Genomic DNA, 26805 nt, shown 5'->3' on the forward strand with positions numbered 1-26805 from the left:
GTGACCTCGAGCAGGGCAGGATCGATCGGGCGCGGCATCCCGTGGTTCGTGATCACCGGCGTGCTGGTCGCCGCGCTGAGCATGCGCGGCCCGATCGTGGCCCCCACGCCCGTGCTGCGGGACATCGAGGGCGACCTCGGCATCGGATCCGCCACGGCGGGACTCCTCACGACCGCCCCTGTGCTCATGTTCGCGCTGCTCACGCCGCTCGCGGCGCTCATCATCCGGCGGGCCGGCGCCGAGCTCGCGCTCATGCTGTCGCTCAGCGGGGTGCTGCTCGGCACCCTCGTGCGTGCGCTGCCCGGATTCGGCTGGATGCTGACCGGGATGTTCGTGATCGGTGCGCGGCGATCACGATCGGCAACGTCGTCATTCCGGTGATCATCCGACGTGACGTCCCGGCCGCGCGGGTCGGTGTGGTGACGGCCGCCTATGTCGCGACGTTGAATGCCGGATCGCTCATCACGTCGCTCCTCACGGCTCCGCTCGCCGCACTCATCGGATGGCCGGCGGCGCTCGTTGCCTGGGCCGTCCTCACGCTCGTCGGTATCGCGCTGTGGGGCGTGCAGCTGCGTCGATCGCGCCGCGAGGGCGACCGCTACGGGGAGCGGTACTCGGGCGAGGAGCCCTCGGGTGAGCGCGTGGAGGATCTCGACCCGACGGTGCTGACCGGCCCGATGCCGGTCGTCGCCCGCGCTGACCGGGAACGCTCGATCGCGCGGCGACCGGTGACCTGGCTGCTGCTGGTGTCGTTCGCGATCCAATGCGCGATCTACTACGGACTCTCCACATGGCTGCCCACCCTCACCGCGGACGAGCTCGGGCTCAACGCCGAGGCGGCGGGCGCGCTCGCGTCGCTGTTCCAGGGCGCGGGCATCGCGGGGGCGTTCCTCGTGCCGCTCCTCGCGCGGTTCACCCGACCCGTCGTCCCGACGGTGACGATCTGCGTCTCCTGGCTCGTGCTGACGGTCGGGATGCTGCTCTCACGCGAACTGACCTGGCTGTGGCTCATGATCGGAGCGATCGGGCATGCCGGCGGGTTCGTGGTGATCTTCACGACGCTCGTCACGGTGTCGCGCAGCGATGCGGAGGCGGCCGGCATGTCGGCTCTCGTGCAGGGCGGCGGCTACGCCGTGGGAGCGCTCGGGGCTCCGGTGATGGGCGCGCTCCACGAGGTGACGGGGGACTGGACGGCGACCCTCGCGCTCCTGGTCGCGCTTGCGGTGATCTACTGCGCGACGCTTCTGGCGTCCGTCCCGGCCGCCCGGAGGGGGCGCTGACTCAACGGGTGCCGAGCGCGTCGGTGATCCGCGTCATGGCGGTGCCGAGCGCCCACTTCTCGGCGAGAGTCGCGGCATCCGCTCGTCGTGCCTCGTCGAGGGGACTCAGGCGTGCGTCGGGCTCGGGAAGATCGAGATCCTTCACGACCTCCACGACGGTCGGCGCGACCTCGAGGTAGGGGAGCGCGGCGAGGATCTTGGCGCGGACGCCCGCCGACATGCCCTCGCCCGCCTCGGCGGCTGCGATGATGCCCGCGAGGTCGCCATGCGCGGCGAGTAGGGTCGCGGCGGTCTTCTCGCCCACACCGGCGACGCCGGGGAGGCCGTCGGAGGAGTCTCCGCGCATCGTCGCGAAATCGGCGTACTGGCTCGGCAGAACTCCGTACTTCTTCACGACGGTCTGATCGGTGACGATCTCGAGGTTGCTCATTCCGCGCGCCGTATAGATGACCCGCACTCCGCTGGAGTCGTCGACGAGCTGGAACAGATCGCGGTCGCCGGTGACGACGTCGACCGGGAGGGAAGCCCGCGTCGCGAGCGTGCCGATCACGTCATCGGCTTCGTGCTCGGCGGCGCCGATGATCGGGATGCCGAGGGCATCGAGGGTCTGCCGGATGATCGGAACCTGCACTTCGAGCGGGTCGGGGACGACCTCGACGTCGGGGCCGGTCGCTGTCACCTCAGCCACCCGGTGGGTCTTGTACGTCGGGATGAGATCGACACGCCACTGCGGGCGCCAATCATCGTCCCAGCAGGCGATGAGGTGCGTGGGTTCGTAGGTCGTGACCAGGCGCGTGATGATGTCGAGGAAGCCGCGGACCGCGTTCACGGGCGTTCCGTCGGGTGCCTTCACGGTGTCGGGGACGCCGTAGAACGCGCGGAAGTACAGCGAGGCGGAGTCCAGGAGCATCAGGCGGTCTGTCACGCTCTCATCCTGTCATGGCCGTCTCAGCAGCCGGGGCCCCCGGGGTTCTCGGCGCAGGTCTGCCCGACGAGCGCGGTGCGCGCCTCGACGACCTGAACGTCGTACGTGCCGCTGGTGGCCGTGACGAGCCCGGTCACCGGACGCCAGATGCCGGAGCCGAAGTTCACCGCGGCGGTGTACTGCACGCTCACTCGGACCGGGTATGTGCCGCGCTCGCGGTAGGCATGACTCGTCGCGGTCGGCGTGAACTGCGCCTGCCCGAGCGCCTCCCAGCTCGCCCCGCCCGTCGAGGACTGGCCGGACGCGCCGTCGCCGTACTCGAAGACGTAGCTGCTGGGGACGAAGCGTACGGTGACGTCCCATCCGAGGAGCGGTCCGCTCAGATACTGCTCGGATGCCGCCGCGACCAGGTTCGTGGGAGCTCCCACGATGCCGAAGCCGGTCGGCTGACCGGTGAGCGAGGGCGCCGCCGGCCGGAAGGACGCGAGGTCTTCCGCGGACACATCCGGCGGCAGCACCACCGTGTGACCGCCGCAGGTGCCCACCGAGGTGCACGTGTTCGTGACGGGCGGGGGTGGAGGAGCGGGGTCGGGGGCGCTGGAGCCTGAGTCGCCCACCGGCGTCGCCGGGTCGGAGATGCTCGCGCCGACGTCGACCTGGGAGCCGGAGTTCGAGACGGAGGTAGTGCATGCGCCGATCGCGGAGAGGTCCGGACTGCAGGGAGCGCCGATTGTTGTCGTCAGGCCGCTCAAAGCGAACGAAGACACAAGCAGAACTGCCACTAACATCCGTCGGCCACCTTTGTTGTGCTCGTGCGGATGAGCGCGCCATCTCCTGTGGCGATCATCCCCACGAATGCCAACGAGATGGGTTGTCTGTCTGGAGGAGTTGCATCTTCGCCAGCCGTTGTCTCAACACGGGTCATTGACGAGTCGAGGCAGACTTCGATCGAGATCTCTTCTCCGTCGAAAGACACCCCGGAGATAGAAGAGATTGTGGTCGGTCCTACAATTCGGAGGCCAGATTGGTCGAGCTGCTGTTGCGTGTCGATATCTACCTGCAGCGCCTGCCCAGTAAGGAAGACCTGTGGGTCGGGGTCAGAACTCGGGTCTTCCCGCCTCGCGTTCAGCGCGTCGACATATGCGCGGTAGGTCTTCTCGGCGGCGGCGAAGGCTTCGTCCTCCGATGCGAAGGCGGGCCCGGTGGGGGTCGGCGTGGGCTCCGGCTGGCACGCGGTGGCGCCGAGCGTCACCGCGAGAGCGACGACGACGGCGGCGGAGCGGCGGAACATCCGACCACGCTAACGCCCCACCCGCCGCGACCACGCGACTTATCCACACCCCGCCCCACGTCCTTCCGTTGAGTGTCCAAGACTCGCCGCATCGACCCGGGGTGACACGGCGTGTCTTGGACACTCAACGGGTCCGTGACTCGGGACAGGCGCGCTGTCATACTGACCGCGTGAAGATCTCGAAACTGATCGGCGCCGCGGCGGCCGTTACGCTCGCATTCAGCTTGAGCGCGTGCGCGCAGAGCAATTCGCCCGTGATCGCGCCGGTGACGATGGATGCCGGAGACCTGCAGGGCGAGACGGTCGAGCTCGTGGTGGGCCAGGTGCTCAACATCAACACGGGCGACCTGGCAGTGGACAGCTACAGCGGCGAGGTGGCGGACACCTCGGTCGCCGAGTTCACGAAGGGCTACGAGAAGGACGGCGCCACGTTCAACCCGGGCGTCAAGGCGCTCGCCGACGGCGCGACGACCGTGGTGCTCTCGAACTCGGACGGCGGCATCGAGGACATCACCTTCACGGTCGAGGTCGGCAAGTAGCGAATCACCCCACGGGTTCGCGCAGCGACTCGTGCACGCGGCGCAGGTCCTCGAGCATCGAGCCGATCAGCACCCAGTGCGCGCGCGAAGGCGCGGCGACGCTGAGCGGCGAGGTGAGAGCGGCCGGCTCTTCGTACGCCGGCGCCGCGCCGGATGCGGCATCCGTCCGTCGCACGTCGAGGCGCACGTCGTGAGCCGCCCTCCGCAGCTGCTCGGCGATCGCCTGGACGGTCGGCTCATCAGCGAGCGTGGGGTCGTAGTGGTCGCAGAAAGCCCGCGTCATCCCGATCGTCTGCGTGACGATGGGTCCGATGCGCTCAAGCAGGTCCTGCGTCGCCGCGAGCTCCTGACGATGCCGCCTTCCGCGCGGGTTGAGTGAGAGCGAATCCGTCGCCACATCGATCGCCCGGTCCGCGGCGGTGCGCATGGGCTTCATGAGACGCGCTTCGACGAGGAGTCCGTGCAGGTCGGCTTCGGTGGGGCGCGACTCCAAGGCATCCGCGAGGCGCTCGAGCGAGTTCGCCACTTCATCGCCGAGCGTGGTGACCGCATCGCGCGCGGGCGTGACGGCCACCGGAGGCACCAGCGCGAGATTGACCAGGATGCCGATCACCGCGCCGATGAGCGTTTCGAGCACCCGGTCGAGGGCGTACGTCGGCGTCGCCGTGCCGAGCGCGAGCACGAGGAGGGCGCTGATCGCCACCTGGTTCGCGGTTCCCGGCGTCATCTTCAGGATCCACGCCACGAGGATCGCGATCACCGTGGCGAGGAGGATGACCCAGGTGTCGCCGCCCAGCACGATGCCGAGCAGTGCAGCGACCACGACTCCGGCGATGACGCCGATGCTGCGCTCGACGGCTTTCGTGAGCGACTGGTTCACGCTGGGCTGCACGACGAGCAGAGCGGCGATCGCGGCGAAGACCGGGGGAGGACCGGGAATGAGGGAACCCGCCACGAGCCAGGCGGCCACCGTCGCTACGGCGGACTTCGCCACCTGGAGGAGCGGACTGCGCTGAGTTGATCGGAAGCCGGCCGTCAGTCTCATGCACCGAGCGTAGAGCGGCCGTCAACCCCGCGGCGTCCGCGCGACCGGAGCGGGGCGCCGCCGCTAGCGTGGAGCGATGACCACTCAGCAGGAGAAAGCACAGACCCTCGCCGCACTGCACGCGGCTCCCGAGATCCTTCGCGTCGTCAACGTGTGGGACGTCGTGTCCGCACGCGCCGTGGCGGCGCTGCCCGACACGCAGGCTCTCGCGACGGCGGGGCACTCGATCGCCGCGACGTTCGGCTACGAGGACGGCGAGAACATCCCGCTCGATGTCCTGCTCGACATGGTCGCGCGCATCACCGCGTCGACCGACCTGCCGGTATCGGTCGATCTCGACGCGGGCTTCGGCAATCCGGGTGAGACTGCCCGGCGCGCGATCGCTGCGGGCGCCGTGGGCGCGAACATGGAGGACCGCCTGCGCCCGCTCGCGGAATCCGTGGATGCCGTCGCCGCGGTGATCGCCGCCGGTGAAGCCGAGGGCGTGCCGTTCGTCCTGAACGCGCGCACCGACGCGTTCGTCCGTGCCGGCGACCGTCCGGTGGAGGAATCCATCGCCGACGCGATCACCCGTGGCCGTGCCTACCTGGATGCGGGCGCCGACCTGGTCTTCGTGCCCGGCATCCTGAACGCCGACGTCACTCGGCAGCTCGTCGAGGGGATCGGCGAGCGCAAGATCAGCGTCATCGGGCTGCCCGGCGCGCTCCGCGCCGCGGAGTACGAGGCGCTGGGCGTCGCGCGCATCTCCTACGGGCCCATGACGCAGCGCGTCGCCCTCACCGCGCTGCAGGACCTCGCGATCGACCTGTACTCCGACGGCATTGTTCCGCCGTCGACCCGCGCGCTGAACTGATCAGGTGTCGCGGATGACCGGTGCGTCGTCTTCGCGGTGGTCATCCGTGTCACCCGGCGGGTAGCCCTCGCGTTCGGGCCGGCGTCGGAGGTAGAGCGTGCTGGCCACGAGACCGCCCCAGACGACCACGATGGCCAGGATCAGGAACGTGATCGCGATCGGGGTCATGATGCTGCTCCCTTCCGCGCGGTGGCGGGTTTCTCGCCGGAGGGCGGGTACGGGGGCCAGGCGGCGAAGTCATCGGGGGAGCGGCGCCAGCGGAACATCGGCAGCACGATCGCCGCGACGACGATGAACGCGATCGTGCCCCAGCCGACGACACCGAGGTACCACGCGGGCATGTCCGCGTAGCCGTCGACGACCAGGGTCACGATGCGCTGGATGAGCATGTAGGCGAGGATCACCGGCGCGAGGACGCCCACGAGCAGCACCCAGATCCTGCCGACCTGGAACGTCGACACCGCGTTGAGGTGGTACCGCAGCTCGGGTCCCTTCCGCAGCACCCAGACGACCAGGATCGTCGCGAGCACAGCGGAGGCGACGATGCCGATGTTGTTCGCCCACTGGTCGGCCACGTCGAGGGCGAGGAGGCCGGTCGTCGTGGAGAAGAGCAGGATCGACAGGATCGCCGAGACGACGCCGACGCCCACCGCAGCCCCGCGAGGCGTCAGCGCGAACTTCTCCTGCACAGCGGCCGAGACCACCTGCAGCACCGAGATGAGGGACGTGAACCCTGCCATCACGAGAGAGCCGAAGAAGAGGATGCCGAAGATCGGGCCGCCGGGCATCTCGGACACGATCGCGGGGAAGGTGATGAAGGAAAGCCCGACGCCGGTGAGGCCTTCGAGCTCGGAGACGGCGACGTTCTGCTGGTAGGCGAAGAAGCCGAGGGTCGCGAAGACGCCGATGCCGGCGAGGATCTCGAACGACGAGTTCGCGAAGGCCACGACGAGGCCCGGCCCGGTGAGATTCGATCGACGCTTGCGGTACGAGGCGTAGGTGATCATGATGCCGAACGCGATCGAGAGCGAGAAGAAGATCTGGCTGTACGCGGCGATCCAGACGTTCGGGTCGCCGAGAGCTGCCCAGTTCGGAGTGAAGAGGGCGTTCAGCCCCTCCGCGGCGCCGTCGAGGAACAGGGCGCGGACGACGAGGATCATGAAGGCGACGACGAGCAACGGCAGGAAGACGACGTTGACTCGCTGCAGCCCCTTGGCGACGCCGAGCGCGAGCACGACGATCGCGGCGACCCACACGAGCGCGAGGGGGAGGAGCACTCCCGGCACGAAGTCGAAGCTGAACCCGGGATCGGCGACCTGCAGGTATTCGCCGGTGAGGAATCCCGCCGGGTCGTCGCCCCACCGCAGGTCGAACGAGAACACGAAGTAGCTGAGCGCCCAGGCGATCACCGCCGTGTAATACAGGCCGATCACGAAGGCGATCGCGACCTGGAACCACCCGAGGGATTCCGTCCATCGGCGGGCGCGGCCGCCCAGGCGACGGAACGCCGTCGGTGCGGAGCCGCGGAAGCGGTGGCCGATCGCGTAGTCGAGGAAGAGGATCGGGATGCCGGCGGTGATGAGCGCCACGAGGTAGGGGATGAGGAACGCCCCACCGCCGTTCTCGTAGGCGACACCGGGGAAGCGCCAGATGTTGCCGAGGCCGACCGCGGAGCCGATCGCGGCGAGGATGAAACCGACTTGGCCGGTCCATTCCTCGCGGGGCTGCGCTCCAGCAGCGGGCGGTTCGCTCTTCACGTCGGTCATGGGGCTCTCCTCGTGTGCGGTCGCTGGGGGGCGAAGCTCGTCGGTACGCCGCACGCTACCAGTCCGCCCCGGCGGGTGTCGGGTAGCGGGAATCCGGGGTGCGTCGGGCGTGTTGACGAGGGTCATGCGTGCTGTCCCGGTCGAGGTCGTCGTGATCGGCGCGGGCCAGGCCGGGCTGTCGGCGGCCTATCACCTGCGTCGGCGCGGCTTCACGCCGTGGCCGGGCGAGGGTGCCGGAGCGGAGAGCTTCGTCGTGCTGGATGCCGACACTGAGCCGGGCGGCGCGTGGCAGCACCGCTGGGCGAGTCTGCGGATGGCGACCGTGAACGGCATCCACGAGCTGCCCGGCTTCCCTGTGCCGCCCGCCGATCCGGCGGCGTCGAGCCGCGACGTGCTGCCTGCTTACTTCCGTGCCTACGAGGACGAGTTCGATCTGCAGGTGCGGCGGCCGGTGAAGGTGACCGGTGTCGCGCGCGAGGACGACGATCCGGAAGGCCGCCTGCTCGTGCGGACGGATCAGGGGGAGTGGGCGGCACGATTCGTGATCAATGCGACCGGAACGTGGACGCGGCCGTTCTGGCCGTACTACCCGGGTCAGAGCAGCTTCCGCGGGCGACAGCTGCACGTCGCCGACTACGTCTCGGCGGACGAGTTCGCCGGTCAGCGCGTCGTGATCGTGGGAGCGGGGATCTCGGCGGTGCAGCTCCTCGACGAGATCTCGCACGTGGCCGAGACGTTCTGGGTCACGAGGCGCGAGCCGGACTGGTCGGACGAGGCCTTCGACATCCCGGCACGCGTCGCCGCGATCGCCGGCGTGGAAGATCGGGTGCGGCGCGGGCTTCCGCCGGGGAGCGTCATCTCCGTCACGGGAATGCACTGGACGCCGTGGGCGCGCGCCGCGCAGGCGCGGGGCGTGCTGGTTCGGCATCCGATGTTCACCGCGATCGAGCCGGACGGCGTCCGCATGCCTGACGGAACGCTCGTCGAAGCGGACGTCATCCTCTGGGCGACCGGATTCCGACCCGCCGTCGACCACCTCGCGCCGCTGAAGCTGCGCACCAAGGACGGCGGAATCCGGGTGGCCGACGGGCGCGCGCTGGACGAGCCGCGCCTCTTCCTCATCGGCTACGGCCCGTCGCAGTCCACCGTCGGGGCGAATCGGGCGGGGCGCGCCGCCGTGCGGGCGATCGTGGCGGATCGTGCGAGAGTGGCGGCGTGAGCTTCGGTCGCGCCGCGTCGGCATCCGCCCGCCCGAACGGGATGGATCCGTGTCCCTGCGGCAGCGGTGCATCCTTCGACGGATGCTGCGCCCCGATGCTTCGCGGCGAATCGTCGCCGACACCCGAGCAGTTGATGCGCTCGCGCTATACGGCCTTCGTCGTCGGGGACACGGCACACCCCGCGCGATCGTGGCACCCGCGTACGCGTCCGGAGGAGATCGCGATCGATCCTGACGTGCGGTGGACGGGCCTGCAGATCATCGACGCCCCGCCTGCGGACGGCGACACCGGTGTCGTGGAGTTCCGCGCGGAGTGGATCCAGGACGGTGACCGGGGAGCCCTGCACGAGCGCAGCCGATTCGTCAGGCTGCGGGGCCGCTGGGTGTACGTGGACGGCGACGTGCGCTGACGGCCCTCGCCCCGGCGTTCGTGCGTACCGTTGATACATGGCTCGCCCGATCCGTCTTCCCGTCAGCCCCGGCCAGGAATCCGTCTGGGACTACCCCCGTCCACCTCGCATCGAGCGCGTCGACAAGCGTGTGACGATCGATCTCGGCGGACAGCGCATCCTCGACACGGGCGATGTCGTCCGTGTTCTCGAGACCAGCCATCCGCCGGTCTACTACGTGCCGATCGCTGCGTTCGCCGACGGTGCGCTCGTGCCGGCGCGCGGTTCGTCGTTCTGCGAGTTCAAGGGTGCCGCACGCTATTTCGACGTCGTCGGCGGCGGGCTGACCGCCGAGGGGGCGGCGTGGAATTATCCGACCCCGTCGCCCGGGTACGAGCTGCTGCGGGATCGCGTGGCCCTGTATGCCGGCCGGATGGATCGATGCACGGTCGACGGCGAAGTCGTGGTGCCTCAGCCCGGCGGGTTCTACGGGGGGTGGATCACGTCGGAGATCGTCGGCCCCTTCAAGGGCGAGCCGGGCACGATGGGCTGGTAAGTGCGGCCGGGACCCGACCGGATGCTGAATCTCCGGGTTCGGCCGGGCTGATTCGCCGGCGTCGCGTGCGTGCTTCTGCCTCTGAGCGCAGGCACGGCGACCGGCATCCGTGTCGTCCAAGACGCTCGCCGCTGTCGCGTCGGTGAGTAGGTTGTGTCCGTGAGCATGCAGCGGAGTCTGGCCGCAGACGGGCCGGCACCCGAGATCGCTTCCGAGCTCGCCCTGTTCGGGCGATTCGTCGGTGAGTGGGAGATCCGCAATAGGCTCTACAGCGAGTCTGCGGGGACCTGGTCAAAGAGCGATTTGCTGTGGAGCTTCGACTGGATCATCGGTGGTCGAGGAATCCAGGACGTGATTGTCGATGCGAGTGGGTCCGCACTGGGTACGACCGTCCGCACGTGGGACTCGCGGATCGGATGGCGTGTGGTCTGGTTCTGCCCGCGCGCGGACGAACATGTCGTTCTCAGCGCGAGGGCTTCCGAGGACAGGATCGAGCTCGACGGAGTACAGGCTGACGGCCGTCATGTGAGGTGGACCTTCAGCGACATCGCACCGGAATCCTTCGCCTGGGACGGTTGGTGTTCCAACGACGGCGGCAGGACGTGGTGGCATGAACAGCACATGGATGCGCGGCGCCTGATTCGGTGAACGACGGCTCAATGAACACGCGCCCGACCTGGGGCTCGAGGCGTTCGAGGGTTCCTCGTTGCACCTCGACCGCTGACTGTTCAGCCCCCCTGGACCTGGTACGGGCTGGCCCAATTCGAGGCCCAGACCGAAGAGCCCAAGGCACGTTCAGCCGGAACAACGATGGTCGGTTTCGCCGAGCTCATCGGTGGCGTTCCCCTCGTCTTGGTCCATCTGATCGGACTTGTACTGCTCTTACTGCTGGCGCGGTGGGGCTACGGGAAGCGTGGCATCGCGTTCGCGCTTTTTGCTCTCGTCGCCGCTTCTGTCATCGGGCTCCTCACCGCACAGATCTTCTGGAGTGGGGAGCTGTTTGAACTCGGAGTCAGCAACGACGTCGAGATCGTCCCGTAGGGCCGCCGGCTTGCGTGCCACCCTCGACGCCTCGACCTTCATTGCCGACGGGTGGAGGGTTCGGTGGGGAACTTTCGCCGCAGGATCAGCCTTTGCGCGAGTGTCCACGCGACCGTGACGAGCAGGTACAGTCCAGCGGCGAGCGGGACGAAAACGGCTGCGACGGCGGTTCCGAACTGCAGGAGGCCCACCCACCGCAGAGCCGGCGCCCCGCCCGGAGTGGAAGCCAGGGCGGTGGGATCCGGTCGCAGCAGCCGACGCGTGACCTCGGCGACGGCCACGATCAGGACAATCACGACGCCGAAGACGGCTGCGGCCGGCAGAGTCAGGGACCCATTTGCGATCGCGCCGATGAGGCTGGTTCCGAGTGGAACACTGAAGACCTCCTCGATGAGGAGGTCGTTGGTGTGCCCCGCAATGGCGGTGTGCAGGAACAGTGCGTAGATGATTCCGACAACGGGGGCTTGAATGAGTATTGGCGCGCAGCCGGCAAACGGCGACGCCTTCTCATCGGCGTAGAGCTTCATCGTTTCGCGTTGCAGACGCTCACGGTCGTTCTTGTGCCTGCGCTGGAGCGCGTGCAGCTGTGGCGCGAGACGCGCACGCGTCTGATCAGCCTTGGCCTGCGCGATGCCGGTAGGGATCAAGATCGTCCGCACCAGGAGGGTGAGGATCACGACGGCGACTGCAGCGGACGCGCCGCCGGTGATCGGTTGCAGCAGTGACGCCAACCCCATCAGCAGTGCGTACGCCGCATCCAGGATCGCCGCGATAGGTGGGAATGAGAAAAGGTCCATGATGTCCGTCCATCGATGTCAGAGGTGGTCGCAGAACGGCCACGTCAGACATCGACGAACACAGGCATCACCCTGAAGCAGGGTGGAGGTGCGTCGACGCGCTACGCGGCCAGAGCCGCGTTACCCGGCGCGCGCGAACGCGAATGGCCCGCAGCATCCGGATCACTCTGCGCGACCGCCACCGAAACGTCGATGGCTCCGCGCGGTCGCACAAGCGAGGCCCGCACCGACCGCGGCGAATCCACGGCGTAGAGCAGGACGATGACCACAGCCGAGGCCAGCATGACGACCCACATCGAGGCCGAAGCGCTCTCAGCAGCGCCGATGGCTGGCGACGAGAACAGCAGGACCTGCACGAAGGAAGTCAGAACGTCAATCACTGCGCCCGTCACCTCCCCGCCGGATGCGCCCACGGTAGCACTCGCTGATCGGTGACCGGGAAACGGAGCGAGAGGTTCATCGACCATCGCCCACCGGTGTTCGATCAGGGACCCCGCGCGGTCGCGTTCTGCCCTCGCAACGGCTTTCAATTCGACGGCTCCGAGAAGCTCGACCCGAGTGCGCCAGACCCCTGCAACCGTAACGGACACCTGGTCAGCCGCGATCCGAAGGGACGCACGGCTGTCCCGGCGGTCTCGCTCGCTACGGCCTGACGAGCGACTCAGAGCCTCGCGGGAGTCCATGAGCCGGTACGCCTCGGCGATGCCGGCGAGAGACAGCTCGCGGTCGAAGACCTTGTTCGGCGCGGTCGCGCCGCTGAGTACTCGGGGCAGTGCGGCCTCGATGCGAGTGCGGATGGTCGCCGGTCCGCCCGTGACCGTGACGTTTCTTGCCGAAGAGAGGGATGCCCTCCCTGCCGCCTTCAGCGACGGCGCGGGTGGCGCCGAACTCGCGACCAAGTCTCGTGCGAAAGACCTCCGGCGAGCAGCCTGCTCGCCAGCCCCCTGTGGCACGATGACGGGGTGAGTCTCCGGGTAGCTGCTGTCCAGGCGGAAGCGAAGAGCGGCGCAGTCGAGCACAACGTCGCGAAGGCCGCCGGCTACGTCCGGCAGGCAGCGTCAGAGATGGTCGATGTCATCGTATTTCCTGAGGCTTTCCTCACGGGCTACGACCAGGAGATCTTTGCCGGGGCTCTGCCCTCGGCACGGGAGTTGAGCTGGCTCGACCCGGTTCAGGAGGCTGCTGACGAGACCGGCACGACCGTCGTCCTCAACACCGCCCTCGACAGAGGTGAGATCAGGACTCTCACCGACGTGGTGGTGTTTCCCGACCGCTCCGTGGTGCTGGCGTACGACAAACAGCATCTGTACGAGAGTGAACGGACGATCTTCACTCCGGGCGACCGTGGATTCTCACTGGAGCTGCGCGGCATCGAGCTGGGCCTGTCCGTCTGCTACGACGCCAATTTCCCCGAGCACGCCGCCTCCGCGGCCGCGAACAACGCAACGGTCTACCTCAACAGCGGCGCCTACTTCCCTGGAGGAGAACACCGTCGCGACCTCCACCACGCCGCGCGAGCCCTCGACAACGGCATGTACGTCGTTTTCAGCGGACTCGTCGGTGGTGCCGACAGATTCGTCGGCGGCTCCGCCATCTTCGATCCGGTCGGTCGACGCATCGCACACGTTCCCGGTCGCGAGGGCCTGGCTGTCGCCGATATCGACCCTGCACTCATCATCCGAACTCGCACCGAGCAACGGATGTGGGCGGACCGTCGCGCAAGTCTTGGTGCCTACGATCGCTGGGGAGATCTGGCAGCCATCAGGAGACAGGCGGCCTCCCCGCCCCGCTGAGTGCAGAGATGCGGCCACGCGGTCTTGCCCGTGCGAGTGGCGCGGGAGGAAGAGGGGTGAGTCGACGCACGAACGGGCTCTCCGTCGCGGCCCGACGACCCTGATGTGCTGTTCGATCTTGGGCGAGCACGTGATGGAGTTGGCCTAGGCGGGCCATCCCATGTTCGCTGAGCTCCGAACCTCGAGCGCGTCGATGTGTGGACCTCCCCATGGGACGCGGCCGGGCGTCCTCGCGCACGTAATGTTGCGCCGATGCGTGGAATGCCGGGAGAGCGCGATTGCTGCCCGAGGCACGGCCGCTCATCGAGGCTGCAGCAACCACGCCGCGCTCAGCGCGACGCGACGAGGGAGCCGTCGGTGCCGAACCGGCGCCAATGACCGGCGGTGATGATGAGCGGTTCGTCTGCCGGGTCCCGGACAAGAAGGGCGGAATCGTCGTCGACGAACCACACCTCTTGACCGGAGCGGGCCGCGCCGACGGCGAACCGCTGCTCGGCCCCGGCGGGCATCCAGTCCGCGCCGAGGTGGCCCGCGAAGAACCAGTCGAAGAGGGCGACGGCAGGCGAGGGAGTCTCGAGCCCGAACATGTCGAGCTCGTCCTGGTCGTCGAAGTCCGCGGGCCACCGGTCCAGCCGGCGGGCGAAGATCATCGAGCCCGCGCTCCACCCGACGTACACCTTCTCCTCGAGCAGCTCCGCGAGCACCGACGCCAGTCCCGTCGCGTGCCACGCATGCGCCGCCCACAGGTTGCTTCCTCCGTATCCGAGGATCACGTCAGCCGAGCGCAGGCGCGACTCGACGAGGGCAGGCGGTCCGGCGAACAGCGACGCCACATCGAACTCCGCCCACCCGAGCGAACGCAGGCCGTCGAGATGGTCGACCAGTGTGGAGCTGTCGCCGGGGAACCCGAGGATCGCGTCGATCACCACCACGACGCGGGAATCGGCGATGGGCTTGCCGAGCAGGTCGACAAGCGCTTCGCGGATGAGATCGTTGGCGATGCCGTTCGAGGTAAGGAGCATGCGCATCGGCCCAGGCTAGAGCACGGCTACGACGACCCCACGGATAGCGATCGAAGCTCGAGGTTCAGGTGCCCGTGCGGGGGAGCACGGCGAAAAGCAACCTCGGTCAGTCCTTACTCTCGGCGTCGCCACCGTCCTCTTCTTCGAGGAGCGTCAGCAGCGCCTGGTCGAACGCCGCGTCGTCGGCTGTCGCGGTGAGCACGGGTTCGGCGGCGAGGGTGAGGTCGATGAGCTCTCGCAGCAGACCGCCCAGCGTGGTCGAGCGCAGCAGTCGCAGCTGATCGAGTTGACCGAGCGGGGCGATCGCCGCGAGCTGCCAACTGGATTCCAGCGGGTCATCGGAGATCTCGATGTTCGCGTCCCACTGCACCTCGTTGTACTCCGCGGCGCGGGACAGCACCCGCCGCACGATGCGCTCCGCTTCGTTGCGCAGCGGCGTGAGCGCGTCGTCCCAGACGAGCGGAGGCAGCTCCCTGACGGACGCGGTCGGATAGGGCTCGTCCTCGCTCCAGTCGCTCACCTCGACGCGGGCGCCGCCGACGGCGATCAGATGGATGTCCTTCTCGGCGGCCATCACGTTCGTGATCCGCGCCATCGTGCCGATGCCGAAGCGCTGGTCGCCGCCGCCGGCTTCGCTCCCTCGTTCGATGAGCACGACGCCGAACTGCGGGTCGTCGTCTTCGAGGAGTCGGCCGAGCATCACGAGGTAGCGCTCCTCGAAGATCCGCAGAGCCAGGGGCGTGTGCGGGAAGAGGACCGTTCCGAGAGGGAACATCGCGACCTGCGCCATCTGTCCAGTCAATCAGCGATCCGGTCCGACAGGTCGGAATCCGTCGAAACCGATGGGTCGTCACAGGCGGTGCATCAGCTCGGGTCGTAGTCTCGGAGCCAGTCCGACGGGGAGGTGCACGATGGCGGAGGACGCGGATGCCGCTCGCGGCGCGCTGCTGTACGTCGAGGACGATCCGCGCATCGCTGCGATGACCGTCGAGGTGCTCTCCGAGGCGTACCGCGTCGATCACGCGACCACGGGCGAGGCGGGACTGCAGCTCGCGCTGAACGGACGCTACGACGTCATGGTCGTCGACCGGCGTCTGCCCGGCATGGACGGAGTCGAGTTCATCCGCGCCGTGCGGACCGCGCGCATCACGACACCCATCCTGATGCTGACCGCACTCGGGTCGGTGGACGACCGCGTGAGCGGCCTGGACGGGGGAGCAAACGACTATCTCGTGAAGCCCTTCGACTACGAAGAGCTGCTCGCGCGGCTGCGCTCGCTGCGGCGCGGCTTCGATGCGGATGCCGGGCGCCGGCGTCTGGGGGAGTGGACGTTCACGCCCGCGTCGCAGGCGCTGTACGACCCGAGCGGGTACCGCATCGCCCTGACCGCGACCGAGACCGCGCTCCTCGAACTCCTCAGCGCGAGCCCCGAGCATGTGTTCTCGCGGGAGGAGATCCTGCGCTCGGTCTTCCGCGAGGGCGAGACGACGAGCTCGGTGGACACGTACGTGCACTACGTCCGACGGAAGTCGACCCGCGACATGATCGAGACCGTCCGCGCTCGCGGCTATCGGGCGGGGAACCCCTCGTGACCGTGCAGGACGACCGCGCGCGGGTGCGACGCGCCGCGGTGTCCATCGGTCTCACCGTCGCCGTCGCCTCCGCGCTGATCATCGCCGGAGGGGTCGGACTGCTCCTGGCCGTCATCGTGCTCAATCGGCGACCAGAGGTCGGCGAGCACGACGGGGGATTCCCTCGGCCGGGCGGCGACGACGACTTCGTGATCGATGCGGACCGGATCCTTCCCGCAGTGATCGTCCTCGGGGTGATCGGCGTCGTGCTGCTCGCCGCCGTCGCCTGGTTCGCGGCGCGGCGATCGGTGCGGCCCCTCGGCGAAGCGCTCCGGTTGCAGCGCAACTTCGTCGCGGATGCGTCGCACGAACTGCGCACCCCGCTGACGGCCCTCACGAGCCGGATCCAGCTCCTGCAGCGCCGACACGAGCGCGGCGAGCCGATCGACACGACGCTCCGGGAGCTGCGGACGGATGCCGCGATGATGAACGACGTGCTGAGCGACCTGCTGCTCGCGGCCGAAGGCGGCGCGAGCGCCGAAGCCCCGGCATCCGTCGACGACGCCGTCGCGGGCGCAGTGCAGTCCGTGCAGCCCCTCGCGTTCGAGGCGGGGGTGTCGGTGCGGACGGAGACGACGGGTCCGCTCACGGTCACCCTGCCCTCCGTCACGCTGACGCGGGTCATTGTGGCGCTGCTGGACAACGCGATCCAGCACTCGCCGAGCGGGGCGGAGGTGGCTGTCCGCGTCGCCCGCGAGGGCGGCGCCGCGGCGATCCGGATCGTCGACCGCGGCTCCGGCATCCGCGGGATCGCCCCGGCGGACGTGTTCGAACGGTTCTCACGGTCGGCCGAGAGCGGCCGCCGGCGCAGCTTCGGACTCGGGCTCTCCCTCGTCCGCGACGTCGCGATGCGGGCGGGCGGCGGCGTCGAGGTGGAGAGCACCTCGGCTGCCGGGACGACGTTGCTGCTGCGGCTGCCCCTCGCGTCCTGACCGAGTCAGCCGAGAAGCACCCCCGGCGGGACGACGTCGACGGAGGTTCCGTCGAGCCAGCGGGTGACGCGACCGTCGTCGGCGATCAGGATGCCGGTCCGCGTGCCCGCGCGCGGGATCCACGTGCGGTCCTCGAAGCCTGCGATCACCGCGGTCGTCGCCCAGAGGTCGGCCCGGGCGAGACTCGCATCGACCACCGTCGCGCTGAGGACGCCGCGAGCCGGAGAGCCCGTCCGCGGATCGATGATGTGCGCGCCGCGCTCCGCCGACCCGGAGGTCGCGACGGCGCCGGTGCGCACCGGGAGCGTCGCGATCACCTGTCCCGGGTGGCGGGGATCGGCGATCCCCACGTTCCACACCCACGCCGAGCCGCCGGCGGTGAACAGCTGCATGTCGCCTCCGGCGTTGATGCCGACCGCATCGACGGTGCCGAGCAGCGGCGCGAGGTGGCGCCGCGCGGCGCTCTCCACGGCCCAGCCCTTCACGAATCCGGTCGGATCGAACGTGCCGTTCCACGTGGCGGAGAACAGGCCGCCGGTCTCGATCGCCGCCGCTCGGCACGCCGCCTCCACCTCGGCGACGCGGGGATCGGCATCCCGCAGAGTCAGCTCGCCGCGGGCGATGCGACTGATGTCGGAGTCGGCGCGGTACGTCGAGAACACGCGGTCGATGTCACGCAGCTCCGCGAAGCACGCCGCGATCGACTGCTCGGTCTCCGCGTCGGGGACGCCCCCGGTGAGCACATGGGTGCTGATCGGCATCCCCATGATCTCTTCCACGCGCACCGAACGGGTGAGGGCCGCGGCGCCGGTCGCGATCATCAGGCGCTCGCCTGGTCGATCGCGCTCTGCAGCGAGGCCATGTAGCCCTGGCTGGTGTAGGTCGCGCCCGACACCATGTCGATCTGCGCGCTCTGCGCCTGCGTCGTCTCGGCGATCAGGGTCGGCAGAGCGCGGGCGTTGATCTGCTGGTCTTCGCGGTTGCTGTTCGGGTACTGCGGCACCTGCACGTCGGTGATGACGCCTCCGGACACGGTGATCTGCACCTGGACGGCGCCGTAGCGCGTGTTCGCCGCGCCACCGGTGTACGTGCCGTCGGTCAAGCCGCTCGCGGCGGTCGTCGATCCGGAGGACGAGGACGAGCCGGACGAACTCGAGGAGGAGCCGCTCGAGGAGGACGAGCCACCCTCGCTCGACTCGTCGTCGCCGGACTCGGTCGACTCGTCATCCGAGCTCTGCGTCCCGGTGCTCGGGGCCGCGCTCGTGCCGGTGGTGGCACCCGTGTCCGCCACGGCGAGAGGCTGCACCGCGTCGAGGGAGGTTCGGTAGCTGAACAGCAGAACCAGACCGCTGAGGGTGGCCAGGACGGCGTAGACGATTCTCTTCATGATGTGCTCCTCGAGCGGGTTCAGATGGTGAAGGCTTCGGAGTGGATGCGGTCGCCCCGGACGCCCGCCTGCTTCAGGTCGCGGATCACGGCGTCCATCCACGGGACGGGGCCGCACACGTACACGTCGTAGGCCGCGATGTCGGGGGCGAGGTAGCGGATGAGGTCCGGTCCCCGCCACGCCGCGTGACCGGCATCCAGCCACGACGATGCGCCGGGGTTGCGGGGACCGGACAGCGCGGCGTGACGCACACCCCGCTCGACGACCAGGCGTGCGATCGCACCCTGACGGAGCGCGTCGCGCTCCGTGTGGTCACGGGTCAGCAGGATCGCGTCGCCGGGGCGGTACGCCTGCTCCTCCAGTAGCGACACGAGCGGCGCCACTCCGGCGCCGGCGCCGATCATGAGCAGCTTCGACCCCTTCCGCGCGTCGCCGGTCATGTGACCGTAGGGCCCCTCGATGAGCACCCGGGTGCCGGGGCGCAGTCGGGTCAGGCGCTGCGTGCCGTCGCCGGCGATGCGCGCCGAGATCCGCAGCGACCGGCCGTCGGGCGCGCCGGAGAGGGAGAACGGGTTGCCGCGCGTCCAGCCGGCGCCGTCGAGGAACCGCCACACGAAGAACTGGCCACCCCGTGCGCCGAGGCGGTGCAGGTCACGTCCGGCCATGTGCACGGTCACGCCGTTCTCGCCGTCGGGCTCGACCGCGTGCACCCGTACGCCGTGCCGTGCGGAGCGGACCAGCGGGATGCCGACCCGGAAGACCAGGACGGATGCCGCCGCCAGCGCCCAGAGCGTCCACCAGTAGACCGTCGCCGCGGGCGAGGACAGGAAGTCGGCTCCTGTCCAGAGCTGGTGCGGCAGCGCGAGGAAGACGCCGACGTACGCGTACAGGTGCAGCAGGTGCCAGGACTCGTAGCGCAGCTTCTTCCGCGCGCGGCGGATCGAGGTGACGACGACGAGCAGGATCAGGAGCGTTCCCGCCGTGGCGAGCAGCATTCCGGGGTACTCCCAGATGAACTCCCAGAGCTGCACGAACGGGTTCACGGCCGCGGTCGCGGCGTACCCCAGGACGAGGAGCACGATGTGCGCTCCCATGAGCCAGAACGACCAGAATCCGACGAAGCGGTGCATGCGGGTGATCGCGTCACGCCCGAAGCCCCGCTCGAACAGCGGGATCCGCGCCATGAGCAGGACCTGAGAGAGCAGGAGGTTCGCGCCGACGAGGCCCGTCAGTCGCCCGAGCGTCGTCAGGGTGTCGGCGTCGAACCCCAGGGTGGCCGTCACCCCGCCGCCGGCGACCCACAGCGCGACGACGAACAGGCTCGTGAGCCAGATGACCGCGGTCGCCGCGGCGTGCCAGAGGGCTCGCCGCGCAGGGCGGTGGACGAGCGGCACAGCCGGCGCCGGGGGAGCGGACACGGAGGATGCCGGGATCGTGCGCGTCCGCGGAGCGAGAGTGGTCATGGGTTCATCGTGGAGAGCGGATTCTGAGGAGCCACTAAGAATCGGCCCGTCACAGCGAGCTCATAGGCAACGCTGGGCGTAAGCAGGAACGACGCCGCTTCTAGACTGACGCGATGTCCTCCTTCGTCGCCGCCCTCGCCGTCGGCCCCATCGTGCTCGACGGCGGTCTCGGAACCCTGTTGGAGTCGCACGGCCACGACATGAGTTCGTCGCTGTGGTCGGCCCGGCTCCTCCTGGAAGACCCCGATGCCATCCGGCGCGCTCACCGCGAGTACTTCGACGCGGGCGCGCGGGTGGCGATCACGTCGTCGTACCAGGTGAGCCACACCGGTCTCGCGGCCGCCGGATTCGACCGCGCCGACGTCGAGCGGGCTCTGCATCGCAGCGTGGAAATCGCGCGACAGGCGCGCGAGGACGCGGGACTCGGCGCCGACGAGGCGTGGGTCGCGGCATCCGTCGGACCGTACGGCGCAGCGCTCGCCGACGGCAGCGAGTACACCGGCGCGTACGGGCGGACCGTCGACGAGCTGCGCGAATGGCATCGGCCGCGGCTCGCCGCGCTCGCCGCTGCGGCGCCGGACGTCCTCGCGATCGAGACCGTGCCCTCTCTCGTCGAAGTCGAGGCGATCACGGCCGAACTCGACGGCATCGGCATCCCCGCCTGGGTCAGCGTCACGGTCGCAGACGGCAGACTGCGCGCGGGCGATGACCTCGCGGACGCATTCGCGCTCGCCGCCGGCGTCCCTGAGATCGTCGCGGCTGGAGTGAACTGCTGCGACACGGCCGAGATCACCGGGGCGCTCGCCGCGCTGCGGGCGTCCGGCGGCGGACTTCCCGGGGTCGTCTACCCGAACAGCGGCGAGCTCTGGCACGCGCAGGAGCGCGCCTGGTCGGGGTCGGCATCCGAGATCGCCGCGCATGCCGGCGACTGGGCCGCCGGCGGGGCGCGACTGGTCGGCGGATGCTGCCGCGTCGGCCCCGATCAGATCTCGGCCGTCGCCCGCCGGCTCGTGCGCTGAGCGCGTACTCCGCTCCGCAGGCGGCCGTGGCGCCGTAGCGTGGAAGCTCACCGATCGGAGGCACTCATGTCGCGCATTCTCATCATCGGCGGGCACGGAAAGATCGCCCTGTTGCTGGCCCCCCTGCTCGCCGAGCGAGGGCACGAGGTGACCAGCGTGGTGCGGAACCCCGATCACGTCATCGACGTCGAGTCCGCGGGCGCGACGGGCGTCGTCGCCGACGTCGAGACCCTCTCCATCGCGGACCTGGCCGATCTGTTCGCCGGGCAGGATGCGATCGTGTGGTCCGCCGGCGCCGGGGGCGGCAGCCCGCAGCGCACGTACGCGGTCGACCGCGACGCGGCGATCCGCTCGATGGATGCGGCGGAGCGGGCGGGGGTCGACCGCTACGTCATGGTGTCCTACTTCGGCGCGGGTCCCGACCACGGCGTCGACCCCGACGACGCCTTCTTCGCCTACGCCGAGGCCAAGGCGGCCGCCGACGCGCACCTCCGCAAGAGCGCGCTGTCCGCCACCATCCTCGCCCCGAGCGCGCTGACCCTCGACGAGCCGACCGGCCGGATCGACGTCGGTGCCGCCGAGTCGGCCTCGGTCCCGCGCGCGGACGTCGCGGCGGTGATCGCGGACGTGCTCGCCACCCCCGCCACGATCGGGCGGACGATCCGCTTCAACTCGGGCGACGTCCCGATCTCGGATGCGATCGGGTGAGCGCCCCCGACGATGACCTCGACGCTCTGATCGCGGAGGCGCTGCACGACGTCCGGCAGCGGCTCGCCGCGCTGCAGGAGCGGCTCGACGTCATCCGCGCCGCGCGCGCCGGCGCCAACGACGACGACGAGCACGATCCGGAGGGGTCCACCCTGTCGACGGAGTGGTCACGGGCGGAGGGCCAGCGGGCGGATGCCGAGAAGGAGCTCGCGGATCTCGACGGCGCCCTCGAGCGGCGGCGCGCGGGGTCGTATGGGATCTGCGTTTCGTGCGGTCAGCCGATCCCGATCGAGCGTCTGCGGCTACGGCCGGCTGCCGTGCTGTGCGTGCCCTGCGCGAGCCGTCTCTGACACCAGACTCGTCCAGGCGCCGACGAGTACCACAGCGATCGCACCGCTCACGAGCCAGGTCGCGAACGCCGCGATCGCTCCGGTGATGAAGAAGCCGAGCAGCAGCGCGCCGACCCAGAGGACGACGATCGAGAGCAGCGAGCCGATCGAGAGCAGGATCGCCCGCCACGGCCGTCGTGCGAACACCCGGACGCCCGCGAGCCCGTCTCCGGCGGTGATCCCGGGCATGACAACGAGGGCGAGCACCGCGGCGAACGGCACGGCGATCGGACTCAGCAGAGCGGATGCCGTCATCGCGAGCACCGCGAGGACGGACCCGAACCACACCCACCAGCGCGGCCACGGCATCCGCCCGCCGACGACGGCGGCACGAGCCGCGACGGCGACGGCCGCCGACGCGGCACTGAACGCGAGGAACGAGGCGGCGGCGAGCGCGAGGAATCCCGCGCCCGGCTCGGGGGTGAGCGCGGGCGCGACGGTCGCCGCCTGCACGACGGCATTGATCAGGACGACGGGGACGAAGACGCGCCAGCCCCGCGCGACGATGCGCCAGGCGCTCATCCGGCGGGCCTCAGCGCCTTCTCGAGGGCTTCCTGGATGCTGCCCTGGTAGAGCACAACGTCATCGACTGTGACCGTGACCGAGGCCGGGTCGTCGGCGGGGGAGAGCACGGTGATGCTCTCGCCAGCGAGCGTCTCGCCGGTGCACGAGATCGCGCCGTCGGACTCGGTCGTGCAGTCCGGAGCCGTGAGCAGCTCGGTACCGGATGCCACCAGCACGTCGATCGCCGCGAAGCGGACCTCCGCGAGGTGATCCCCGCCGACCGGAGCGATCGCCGCGACCTGCGAGCATCCGGTCAGCAGGAGGACGCCCGCCGCGAGCAGGGCGAACGGGATTCGCGTGCGACCGCTCATGCGCCGATCCTGTCCTCGTAGGCGACGATGCGCGCGCGTTCGGTCATGTGCTGGGCCTCCAGGGCGGCATCCGTGATCCTCGACAGGTCGAACGGCGCCTTCAGCAGGAGCTCGGTGTTGCGATCCAGCGGCGACCCGCGACGCATGTCGGGGCTCTCGGCCCAGTCGTTCGCCGCGAACTCGCGGCTGCGAGCGGCCAGATCCGCTGAGGAGCCGCCGGTGCCGGGCACCGCGGGGGAGGCGTGATCGAGCACGGTCGTGAACAGCGACAGGGTCCCGTCGCGGTTGTCGACGATCTCGACCACCTGCTGCTGCTGGGGGAAGTCGATGCACGACGCGGTCGTGATCTCCCAGAAGCCGCCCGAGGAGGAGGTGTGGGCGAGGATCTGGTTCAGGTGGGTGTGGCCGTTGAGCCACCCCACCACGACGGGGAAGCGCAGCAGCAGGTCGATGAACTCCTCGGCGCCGTGCAGCACCTCGGTCTCTCCGGGGCGCTGCGCCCGGTTCTCGAGGGTCAGGCTGTTGTGGTGACTGAAGATCAGCGCGAGCTTCTGTTCTGCCTGCGCCTGCTCGAGCTCCTTCTCGAGCCAGCGGAACTGCGTGTCCGGCACGGCACCGTCGGGGCCGGCGACCTGGTTGCACGTGTCGACGCCGAACGCTCGGACATGCGGGCTGAGGTCGGTCTTCCACCACGTCTCGCCGGTGTCGAGGTTGCGCTGCGTGAAGCCGTGTCCAACCGGGCCCGGGGTGGGCTCGGTGCGGAAGTGCTCGGCCATGAACTCGCGCTGCTCGAACAGGCGCCGCGCGGGATTGGCCGGCACGGATCGGAAGCCGCTGCGCCCGAGCGCGAGACCGAGCGCGTCGCCGGCCTGCTGCAGGGCGCTCCCGGTCGCGGCGTACCCTGCCAGAACGCTGCCGGCCGTCGCTTCGAGCGTGTACGACTTCCGGCCGCCGATCGCCAGGGCGTGCAGCTGCGGGCTCAGGTCGAACGTGCCCAGCAGCAGGGTGTCGTGATTGCCGTACACCGCGTACCAGGGTGCGGGAAGGCCGACCGAAGGCACCGGGATCGCGATGGCCTCGGCCAACAGGGACGGCAGCGTCGGGAACCCGTACTCTCCGAACGCACCGCCGGCGGGATCCTTCGGCCGGTAGGCCCACACGGCTTCCGCCCACGCCTGCACGCCCTGGTAGGTCGCGCCGGCGCTCGCCGGATTCACGGTGAGCCCGTCCATCAGATCGATGTACCACCGCAGCTCGAGGTGCGAGTGCATGTCGGCGCTGTCGCCCGTCACGATCGCGGCGCTCATCGGCGCACCGGTCAGCGGGCTGTACCGCGCGTCCGAGAACGCGCGGACCATCGCCGCGGTCGTGTGGACGCTCATCGGATCCTGCGGGTGGAAGGCCGACCCCCACGCGGAGTGGTCCTGGACGATCATCGGCTCGATGCGACCCGGGGACTGCGCGTCGATCACGTGCAGATCCGAGAGATGGCCCAGGTACAGCAGCGAGCGTCTCGCGGCGGCGCGGTCGGGGTTCGCGGTCGCGCGCAGGACGTCGAGCCGCGGAATGTACGGCTCGCCGGGACCCGTCACGAGCGTGCGGTAGCGGCCCCTCTGCACGCCGCCCTGCAGGATCGTCTGAGCGAGCGTCGTCGGCACGTCGACGGCGGATGCCGCGCGGACGGACCCGGCGTGCAGAAGCGGCCCGAGCCGGTCGAAGGAGACCCCGGTCGCGGCAGCCAGCAGAGCGGTACGCGCCAGGAACTGGCGTCGCGAGAGACCTGCCATCGTGTCGTCCATTCGGGTGCGCGGCGAGTTCGCATGGGCGTTTCGAGTCGTACTTTATCGGCTCGGGTGCCGGATCCCGCTCAGTCCTCGCGTCGGAACCGCGGCCCGTCGTATCCGTCTCGGTGCACCGGCTCGTCCCACAGCGCGCGGGGGCGTACCCAGAGGCCGCCCTCGCCGTAGAGCGCCCGGTAGACGACCAGCTCTTCCTCGGTCTCGCTGTGCCGCGCCGTGCCGATCACCTCGTATTCGCCGCCCTTGAAGTGGCGGTACCGGCCGGGTTCGAGGGGTGCGTGTACGGTCACGCTCGGAGTGTACGCGGCGTCCGGCGGCCGGGGACGCGGCAGGACGCGACGTACGCTGGTGCGGTGTCTTCGGTCCTGAACGTCTCGGCGTACCTCTTCACGCGGATCGCCCACCCGGCGTCGCTGCAGCCCGTGCTGCGCGAGCGTGCCCAGGCGAGCGGGCTCAAGGGCACGATTCTGCTGGCGGAAGAGGGCATCAACCTGTTCCTCGCCGGCGCCGCGGATGCCGTTCGCGGGTTCCTGGACGACCTGCGCCGCGATGAGCGGTTCGCGGCGCTCGCCGCGAAAGAGAGCTGGTCGCGCGAGCAGCCGTTCGGACGATTGCTCGTGAAGGTCAAGCGCGAGATCATCCGTATGGACCACCCGACGATCCAGCCCGCGGGAGGCCGCGCGCCGGCGGTCGATCCGCTCACGCTGCGTCGATGGCTGGATGCCGGTGTGGATGATCGAGGACGAGAGGTCGTCCTGATCGACACGCGCAACGCGTTCGAGGTCGACTACGGCGCGTTCGACGGTGCCGTCGACTGGCGCATCGAGCGGTTCACGCAGTTCCCGGCTGCCGCGGCCCGCCACCGCGACGACCTGCAGGGGAAGACCGTCGTCAGCTACTGCACGGGCGGAATCCGGTGCGAGAAGGCCGCGCTGTACCTGCGGTCCGAAGGTGTGGAGGCGCTTCAGCTGGAGGGAGGCATCCTCGGCTACTTCGCGGCGGCCGGCGGCGCGCACTGGACGGGGGAGTGCTTCGTGTTCGACGAGCGGGAGGCGCTCACGCCCGAACTCACGCCGCGGGAGCAGCGCGCGTGACCGCGCGTCCCTCCCGCCGATCGGTCGCCCTCGCGTTCGGTCTGGACGCCGTGCTGGTCGTCGTGTTCGCCGCACTCGGGCGGGCGAGCCACGACTCCGCTGTGCTCGCCGGGCTCTGGGGGACCGCATGGCCCTTCCTGGCGGGGCTCGTCGCCGGCTGGCTCGTGACGCTCGGCTGGCGGCGACCCGCAGCGCCGGTGCGGACCGGACTCGGAGTGTGGGTCGTGACCGTGGTGGGTGGCATGCTGCTGCGTGCGGCATCCGGTCAGGGCATCGCGGTGGCGTTCATCATCGTCGCAACCCTGACGCTGCTCGTCACGCTCGTGGGGTGGCGCGTCGTGGCGGTCGTGGTGCGAAGGGTCCGCGCGCGCAGGAGGTGAGATCCATGAAGGTCGATCTGAAGAAGGACATCGTCGGCTACCGCGCGCGCACCGGCGTCTTCGACACCGTCGACGTGCCGCCGTTGCGGTTCCTCATGATCGACGGGCGCGGCGATCCCAACGGGCCGGTGTTCGGCGAGGCTCTCACAGCGCTGTACTCGATCGCTTATCCGCTCAAGTTCCTCAGCAAGAAGGAGCTCGATCGCGATTACGTCGTGATGCCGCTCGAGGCGCTGTGGTGGGCGGAGGACATGCAGAGCTTCACCGCCGCGCGCGACAAATCGGCATGGGAATGGACCGCGATGATCCTGACGCCCGACTGGATCACCGCGGAGCAGTTCGCGGGGGCGCGCGCGAAGGCGGCGTCGGCGGCTGCGGAGCGCGTGCGGCTCGAAACCCTGTCGGAGGGCCGGTGCGTGCAGACCCTTCACGTCGGGTCGTTCGACAGCGAGGGGCCGGTGCTGCAGAAGCTGCACGCGGAGGTGATCCCGTCTCGCGGGCTGCGGATGACGGGGCGGCACCACGAGATCTACCTGAGCGATCCGCGGCGCGCGGACCCGTCGAAGCTGCGCACGATCCTGCGCCAACCGGTGTCGGATGCCGCGAACTGAG

Annotated in this window: 35 protein-coding genes; 18 read left to right on the plus strand and 17 right to left on the minus strand. The window is 69.7% G+C overall.

What is annotated here, in order from left to right:
* Both AB0P18_RS09645 and AB0P18_RS09650 read left to right on the plus strand, forming a co-directional pair.
* A complete protein-coding gene (locus AB0P18_RS09645) occupies nucleotides 1-381 on the plus strand; it encodes a hypothetical protein (RefSeq protein WP_363359829.1) in 381 nt (126 codons plus the stop codon).
* Nucleotides 378-1280, plus strand: a complete 903-nt coding sequence (locus AB0P18_RS09650) for an MFS transporter (protein ID WP_363359830.1) — start codon at nucleotides 378-380, stop codon at nucleotides 1278-1280. The genes AB0P18_RS09645 and AB0P18_RS09650 overlap by 4 nt, the downstream gene beginning before the upstream one ends.
* Nucleotide 1281: 1 nt before the next feature.
* Here the strand turns inward: AB0P18_RS09650 and AB0P18_RS09655 are convergent, their stop codons facing one another.
* The 3 genes from AB0P18_RS09655 to AB0P18_RS09665 all read right to left on the minus strand — a co-directional run bounded on the left by AB0P18_RS09655 (nucleotide 1282) and on the right by AB0P18_RS09665 (nucleotide 3496).
* The gene (locus tag AB0P18_RS09655; RefSeq protein ID WP_363359831.1) at nucleotides 1282-2205 is read right to left on the minus strand and encodes a 5'-3' exonuclease H3TH domain-containing protein; all 924 of its coding nucleotides are present in this window, start codon (nucleotides 2203-2205) and stop codon (nucleotides 1282-1284) included.
* Between the two features lie 23 nt (nucleotides 2206-2228).
* Entirely contained in the window at nucleotides 2229-2726 is a 498-nt protein-coding gene (locus AB0P18_RS09660) for a hypothetical protein (protein ID WP_363359832.1), read from the minus strand.
* Between the two features lie 260 nt (nucleotides 2727-2986).
* A complete protein-coding gene (locus AB0P18_RS09665) occupies nucleotides 2987-3496 on the minus strand; it encodes a hypothetical protein (protein ID WP_363359833.1) in 510 nt (169 codons plus the stop codon).
* Nucleotides 3497-3666: 170 nt separating this feature from the next.
* Here AB0P18_RS09665 and AB0P18_RS09670 point away from each other — a divergent pair, with 170 nt between their 5' ends.
* Nucleotides 3667-4035, plus strand: coding sequence for a hypothetical protein (locus tag AB0P18_RS09670; protein ID WP_363359834.1), 369 nt, complete (start codon nucleotides 3667-3669; stop codon nucleotides 4033-4035).
* A gap of 4 nt (nucleotides 4036-4039) precedes the next feature.
* On the opposite strand, the gene AB0P18_RS09675 is transcribed toward AB0P18_RS09670, so the two are convergent.
* On the minus strand, nucleotides 4040-5080 hold the full coding sequence (locus AB0P18_RS09675; protein WP_363359835.1) for an FUSC family protein: 1041 nt from the start codon (nucleotides 5078-5080) through the stop codon (nucleotides 4040-4042).
* A 76-nt stretch (nucleotides 5081-5156) separates the two neighbouring features.
* On the opposite strand from AB0P18_RS09675, the gene AB0P18_RS09680 reads away from it, so the two are divergent.
* Nucleotides 5157-5933 carry an isocitrate lyase/phosphoenolpyruvate mutase family protein gene (locus tag AB0P18_RS09680; RefSeq protein ID WP_344053198.1) on the plus strand — a complete coding sequence of 259 codons (777 nt, stop codon included), beginning with the start codon at nucleotides 5157-5159 and terminating at the stop codon, nucleotides 5931-5933.
* On the opposite strand, the gene AB0P18_RS09685 is transcribed toward AB0P18_RS09680, so the two are convergent.
* Entirely contained in the window at nucleotides 5934-6101 is a 168-nt protein-coding gene (locus tag AB0P18_RS09685; protein ID WP_344053200.1) for a methionine/alanine import family NSS transporter small subunit, read from the minus strand. It lies immediately after the preceding gene.
* The gene (locus AB0P18_RS09690; RefSeq protein ID WP_363359836.1) at nucleotides 6098-7699 is read right to left on the minus strand and encodes a sodium-dependent transporter; all 1602 of its coding nucleotides are present in this window, start codon (nucleotides 7697-7699) and stop codon (nucleotides 6098-6100) included. The genes AB0P18_RS09685 and AB0P18_RS09690 overlap by 4 nt, the downstream gene beginning before the upstream one ends.
* 124 nt (nucleotides 7700-7823) lie before the next feature.
* Between AB0P18_RS09690 and AB0P18_RS09695 the strand changes: the two genes are divergently transcribed.
* The 5 genes from AB0P18_RS09695 to AB0P18_RS09715 all read left to right on the plus strand — a co-directional run bounded on the left by AB0P18_RS09695 (nucleotide 7824) and on the right by AB0P18_RS09715 (nucleotide 10904).
* Nucleotides 7824-8918, plus strand: coding sequence for an NAD(P)-binding domain-containing protein (locus AB0P18_RS09695; protein ID WP_363359837.1), 1095 nt, complete (start codon nucleotides 7824-7826; stop codon nucleotides 8916-8918).
* A complete protein-coding gene (locus tag AB0P18_RS09700; protein WP_363359838.1) occupies nucleotides 8915-9328 on the plus strand; it encodes a YchJ family metal-binding protein in 414 nt (137 codons plus the stop codon). Before AB0P18_RS09695 ends, AB0P18_RS09700 begins: the two co-directional genes overlap by 4 nt.
* A gap of 37 nt (nucleotides 9329-9365) precedes the next feature.
* Nucleotides 9366-9863 (plus strand): DUF427 domain-containing protein, encoded by a 498-nt coding sequence (locus AB0P18_RS09705; protein ID WP_363359839.1) that lies wholly within the window; start codon nucleotides 9366-9368, stop codon nucleotides 9861-9863.
* Between the two features lie 159 nt (nucleotides 9864-10022).
* The gene (locus AB0P18_RS09710; RefSeq protein ID WP_363359840.1) at nucleotides 10023-10511 is read left to right on the plus strand and encodes a hypothetical protein; all 489 of its coding nucleotides are present in this window, start codon (nucleotides 10023-10025) and stop codon (nucleotides 10509-10511) included.
* A gap of 162 nt (nucleotides 10512-10673) precedes the next feature.
* The gene (locus tag AB0P18_RS09715) at nucleotides 10674-10904 is read left to right on the plus strand and encodes a hypothetical protein (RefSeq protein ID WP_363359841.1); all 231 of its coding nucleotides are present in this window, start codon (nucleotides 10674-10676) and stop codon (nucleotides 10902-10904) included.
* Nucleotides 10905-10942: 38 nt separating this feature from the next.
* Here the strand turns inward: AB0P18_RS09715 and yidC are convergent, their stop codons facing one another.
* A complete protein-coding gene (gene yidC / locus AB0P18_RS09720) occupies nucleotides 10943-11701 on the minus strand; it encodes a membrane protein insertase YidC (protein WP_363359843.1) in 759 nt (252 codons plus the stop codon).
* Nucleotides 11702-11802: 101 nt separating this feature from the next.
* A complete protein-coding gene (locus tag AB0P18_RS09725; RefSeq protein WP_363359844.1) occupies nucleotides 11803-12114 on the minus strand; it encodes a DUF6412 domain-containing protein in 312 nt (103 codons plus the stop codon).
* Nucleotides 12115-12663: 549 nt separating this feature from the next.
* Between AB0P18_RS09725 and AB0P18_RS09730 the strand changes: the two genes are divergently transcribed.
* The gene (locus AB0P18_RS09730) at nucleotides 12664-13494 is read left to right on the plus strand and encodes a carbon-nitrogen hydrolase family protein (RefSeq protein ID WP_363359845.1); all 831 of its coding nucleotides are present in this window, start codon (nucleotides 12664-12666) and stop codon (nucleotides 13492-13494) included.
* A gap of 329 nt (nucleotides 13495-13823) precedes the next feature.
* Here AB0P18_RS09730 and AB0P18_RS09735 read toward each other — a convergent pair whose 3' ends face one another.
* Nucleotides 13824-14522 carry a Type 1 glutamine amidotransferase-like domain-containing protein gene (locus AB0P18_RS09735; RefSeq protein ID WP_363359846.1) on the minus strand — a complete coding sequence of 233 codons (699 nt, stop codon included), beginning with the start codon at nucleotides 14520-14522 and terminating at the stop codon, nucleotides 13824-13826.
* 100 nt (nucleotides 14523-14622) lie between these two features.
* The gene (locus tag AB0P18_RS09740) at nucleotides 14623-15306 is read right to left on the minus strand and encodes an LON peptidase substrate-binding domain-containing protein (protein ID WP_363359847.1); all 684 of its coding nucleotides are present in this window, start codon (nucleotides 15304-15306) and stop codon (nucleotides 14623-14625) included.
* A 121-nt stretch (nucleotides 15307-15427) separates the two neighbouring features.
* On the opposite strand from AB0P18_RS09740, the gene AB0P18_RS09745 reads away from it, so the two are divergent.
* Nucleotides 15428-16108, plus strand: a complete 681-nt coding sequence (locus tag AB0P18_RS09745; RefSeq protein WP_363359848.1) for a response regulator transcription factor — start codon at nucleotides 15428-15430, stop codon at nucleotides 16106-16108.
* The gene (locus tag AB0P18_RS09750) at nucleotides 16105-17079 is read left to right on the plus strand and encodes a HAMP domain-containing sensor histidine kinase (protein WP_363359849.1); all 975 of its coding nucleotides are present in this window, start codon (nucleotides 16105-16107) and stop codon (nucleotides 17077-17079) included. The genes AB0P18_RS09745 and AB0P18_RS09750 overlap by 4 nt, the downstream gene beginning before the upstream one ends.
* A 5-nt stretch (nucleotides 17080-17084) precedes the next feature.
* Here AB0P18_RS09750 and AB0P18_RS09755 read toward each other — a convergent pair whose 3' ends face one another.
* Genes AB0P18_RS09755 through AB0P18_RS09765 form a run of 3 tightly spaced genes read right to left on the minus strand, consistent with a single transcriptional unit; the run spans nucleotide 17085 to nucleotide 19929 of the window.
* Nucleotides 17085-17900: an FAD:protein FMN transferase gene (locus tag AB0P18_RS09755; RefSeq protein ID WP_363359850.1), complete on the minus strand. Its 816-nt coding sequence runs from the start codon at nucleotides 17898-17900 to the stop codon at nucleotides 17085-17087.
* A complete protein-coding gene (locus AB0P18_RS09760) occupies nucleotides 17900-18466 on the minus strand; it encodes an FMN-binding protein (protein ID WP_363359851.1) in 567 nt (188 codons plus the stop codon). The genes AB0P18_RS09755 and AB0P18_RS09760 overlap by 1 nt, the downstream gene beginning before the upstream one ends.
* A gap of 20 nt (nucleotides 18467-18486) precedes the next feature.
* Complete coding sequence (locus tag AB0P18_RS09765) at nucleotides 18487-19929, minus strand: ferric reductase-like transmembrane domain-containing protein (RefSeq protein ID WP_363359852.1); 1443 nt, start codon at nucleotides 19927-19929, stop codon at nucleotides 18487-18489.
* 113 nt (nucleotides 19930-20042) lie between these two features.
* Here AB0P18_RS09765 and mmuM point away from each other — a divergent pair, with 113 nt between their 5' ends.
* From mmuM to AB0P18_RS09780, 3 genes are all read left to right on the plus strand, one after another.
* Nucleotides 20043-20948 (plus strand): homocysteine S-methyltransferase, encoded by a 906-nt coding sequence (mmuM, locus tag AB0P18_RS09770; RefSeq protein ID WP_363359853.1) that lies wholly within the window; start codon nucleotides 20043-20045, stop codon nucleotides 20946-20948.
* Between the two features lie 66 nt (nucleotides 20949-21014).
* A complete protein-coding gene (locus AB0P18_RS09775) occupies nucleotides 21015-21656 on the plus strand; it encodes an NAD(P)H-binding protein (RefSeq protein ID WP_344053243.1) in 642 nt (213 codons plus the stop codon).
* Nucleotides 21653-22006: a TraR/DksA C4-type zinc finger protein gene (locus tag AB0P18_RS09780; RefSeq protein WP_363359854.1), complete on the plus strand. Its 354-nt coding sequence runs from the start codon at nucleotides 21653-21655 to the stop codon at nucleotides 22004-22006. The genes AB0P18_RS09775 and AB0P18_RS09780 overlap by 4 nt, the downstream gene beginning before the upstream one ends.
* Here the strand turns inward: AB0P18_RS09780 and AB0P18_RS09785 are convergent.
* The 4 genes from AB0P18_RS09785 to AB0P18_RS09800 form a co-directional block, all read right to left on the minus strand.
* Nucleotides 21959-22567 (minus strand): hypothetical protein, encoded by a 609-nt coding sequence (locus AB0P18_RS09785; RefSeq protein WP_363359855.1) that lies wholly within the window; start codon nucleotides 22565-22567, stop codon nucleotides 21959-21961. The two genes, AB0P18_RS09780 and AB0P18_RS09785, sit on opposite strands and share 48 nt — an antisense overlap.
* Complete coding sequence (locus tag AB0P18_RS09790) at nucleotides 22564-22920, minus strand: hypothetical protein (protein WP_363359856.1); 357 nt, start codon at nucleotides 22918-22920, stop codon at nucleotides 22564-22566. Before AB0P18_RS09790 ends, AB0P18_RS09785 begins: the two co-directional genes overlap by 4 nt.
* Nucleotides 22917-24707, minus strand: coding sequence for a TIGR03767 family metallophosphoesterase (locus AB0P18_RS09795; RefSeq protein ID WP_363359857.1), 1791 nt, complete (start codon nucleotides 24705-24707; stop codon nucleotides 22917-22919). The genes AB0P18_RS09790 and AB0P18_RS09795 overlap by 4 nt, the downstream gene beginning before the upstream one ends.
* Before the next feature lie 80 nt (nucleotides 24708-24787).
* Nucleotides 24788-25009 (minus strand): DUF1653 domain-containing protein, encoded by a 222-nt coding sequence (locus AB0P18_RS09800; protein ID WP_344053253.1) that lies wholly within the window; start codon nucleotides 25007-25009, stop codon nucleotides 24788-24790.
* Between the two features lie 63 nt (nucleotides 25010-25072).
* On the opposite strand from AB0P18_RS09800, the gene AB0P18_RS09805 reads away from it, so the two are divergent.
* The 3 genes from AB0P18_RS09805 to AB0P18_RS09815 are packed head-to-tail and all read left to right on the plus strand — an operon-like array spanning nucleotide 25073 to nucleotide 26804.
* Entirely contained in the window at nucleotides 25073-25813 is a 741-nt protein-coding gene (locus AB0P18_RS09805) for a sulfurtransferase (RefSeq protein ID WP_363359858.1), read from the plus strand.
* A complete protein-coding gene (locus AB0P18_RS09810) occupies nucleotides 25810-26193 on the plus strand; it encodes a DUF3054 domain-containing protein (RefSeq protein WP_363359859.1) in 384 nt (127 codons plus the stop codon). The genes AB0P18_RS09805 and AB0P18_RS09810 overlap by 4 nt, the downstream gene beginning before the upstream one ends.
* A 5-nt stretch (nucleotides 26194-26198) precedes the next feature.
* On the plus strand, nucleotides 26199-26804 hold the full coding sequence (locus AB0P18_RS09815; protein WP_363359860.1) for a GyrI-like domain-containing protein: 606 nt from the start codon (nucleotides 26199-26201) through the stop codon (nucleotides 26802-26804).
* Nucleotide 26805 lies beyond the last annotated feature (1 nt).

The organism is Microbacterium sp. NPDC064584 (assembly GCF_040687315.1).
Lineage (GTDB): Bacteria > Actinomycetota > Actinomycetes > Actinomycetales > Microbacteriaceae > Microbacterium > Microbacterium lacus.